Origin of the sequence: Moorena sp. SIO1G6 (assembly GCF_010672795.1) — a bacterium.
GTDB lineage: Bacteria > Cyanobacteriota > Cyanobacteriia > Cyanobacteriales > Coleofasciculaceae > Moorena > Moorena producens.
Genome location: NZ_JAAHFZ010000148.1, coordinates 1 through 2,215, shown reverse-complemented (window position 1 = coordinate 2,215; position 2,215 = coordinate 1). Strand labels below are relative to the sequence as shown.

The window sequence follows — 2,215 nt, the reverse complement described above, 5'->3', positions numbered from 1 at the left end:
TGGGATACTCTTAAACCGGGATTATTAGGACAAGTCCCTACAAATCGGTTAAGGTAAATTTTATTGTTGCCCAAGTGAGGAGTGGTCAAGCAGCAATCGGAGTTAAGCCTCCCACTCATCTATTTGGGCGCTCCTGAAATCCCGTTCAGGAGTTCCTTAAAAGCCCGAGTCTTACTATGCTTAGAGTCAAGCCATCCAAGCTCAACTGCATCAGCAAGACTCAGTCCCATACCTTTTAAGAAACGCGCGGTACGGCGCAACAATACTGCCTGAACCTCGGCTCTAGAAGAGTACCGAGAAATTTCGAAGTCTATACCCCGATCCAAGATGTTCTTAGCAGCATTGCAGTCAGCCGGCAACACGACCCCATTAAATATGGGTTCGCTGTCCCCACTCCTTTTCCCTAATAGGGTTCCAGTTATGGAGTCAACTGGCGACGTGTAGCTCGGCTGGACTTCTGTTACAAAGGAGCCAGTCCAATCAGCCCATTTTTGTAAAGAGTCTCGCATTTGACCTTTCATCCAGCTATTAAGCTTGCGAGACATGGCCTTGGACTGGCGCTTATTTTTAATTGGTTGTGTTAAATCTTCTGCAAAAACCTTTAATGCCTTTCCTCCAAATAAAGACTTAGAGGCTTGACCAATAACTGATAATATTTCAGTTTGGTCTTTTCTATAACGGCGGTTCTCTGTTTTCCTAGAAAGGTTGTTTTTTAAAATCCTAGCTGACTTAGCCTGGTCTATCTTTTCTAGTTTCCTGTGAATTGCCCAAAGTTTTCCTCTGTTCCGATTCTTAGCGCATATCCGATCTGACTTCTTGGACGCTAACTTACCCAACCCTTTGCCATGAGCTTTCCCTTCTGAATCAAAGAAAGCTTCTGTGTATCCCTTATCTACGCCAACAGAGGGGCGGTCAACTGGGATACACACTTTCCCATGGTCAACTAGGAAGTGAACTTCAAAGCGCTGCACTAATTGGTTGTATATCAGTCTGATTTGCCCTTTTATTTTTCGGTTAGACCTAACTAATATCCTGTTTCTTTTTCCTCTCCTGAGTCCAGCTATTTCTAATTGGTAGGTGTTTCGCGATATACGCTTACACTTATAGCCTCCTTGCTGATAAACTATCTGATTTTTGACCCAAGAATGTCCTCGCTGAAACTCAATCCTTACAAGCCTGTGGAGTAGTGGACTATCTAAAAGAGCTAAGGTCTTCAGCTGCGTGGCATACTCTTTTCTTGTCTTTTGGTTATCTTTTCCAGGAAACTTTTTGTAAATTTTTTTGATTACTGCATCAGCACAAGCTGCCTGTTGAGCCCTAACAGCTTTCGCTACATCACTAACAGTCCATTCCATTAGTTTTGAAGGTAATCCCAGAGACTCAGGAGTTCTGAAAGTTCTAACTTCTGGGTAAGCTTTTTTCCAGTCTAAGCCCCAGTGCTTTATGCTGCCTAGTTTGTGGTAAGACTCAGACCTGACGATTCCTAGCTTTTTCATCGTAGACAACAGCTCAATCTCAACCGACTTTGCCATCCCGACAACCGGGACGACTTGAGTTGAGATCTTTTTGCTGATACCTACTTTTGCTGTCATTGCTTGATCTTTGCTATTTGTGTCTATCTTATAGCTTTTTGTCTGTATTGTCGAGTTTGGTGACACTAGATTTAATTTCTTTTTCATAGCGACGAAGAAAGTAAAGCTTAGAACTAAAGCAGTGCATTATCGACATAAAATCATCCATCAACTCTTGCTGGGGGGTCTTGTCAGTGTTATTGAGCACCACTATTTGACAGTTATGTAAATGGCAAAACCACTCGACAAAATCGAACCCAAATCTGCACAGTCTGTCTTTGTGAGCCACGACAATAGTTTTGATTTCAGAGTTCGCTACTTTTTCCATTAGCCCAATAAATTTCCGGCGTTTGAAGTTCAATCCGGATCCATATTCTGAATAGCATCGGCAATTTGGGTAGTTCCTGCCCAAATACTCAATCTGGGAATTTAGATCCTCCGATTGAGACTTGGTTGAAACCCTGGCATAAAGGACTACAGGGCGAGTGTCAACGCAAACTATTAGTCGATCTATGGAACTAGCTAGATAGCGGCGGTGACCTCCAGGAGACCTAATGCATTGGATTTTTCCTGCATCTGCCCATCTAGCTAGGGTTTTGGGATTATAACCATATCGTTTTTGAGCTTCGGTTGGAGTAAGATAC

General features: G+C 42.9%; 2 protein-coding genes. Both read right to left on the bottom strand.

All coding sequences use genetic code 11. The annotated features are described in order from the left end of the window. Positions 1–119: 119 nt before the first annotated feature. A complete protein-coding gene (locus tag F6K63_RS36605) occupies positions 120–1,592 on the bottom strand; it encodes a transposase (RefSeq protein ID WP_287314973.1) in 1,473 nt (490 codons plus the stop codon). A gap of 28 nt (positions 1,593–1,620) precedes the next feature. Beyond that, a partial coding sequence (locus tag F6K63_RS36600) for an IS607 family transposase (RefSeq protein ID WP_287314971.1) occupies positions 1,621–2,215 on the bottom strand: 595 nt, incomplete at its 5' end.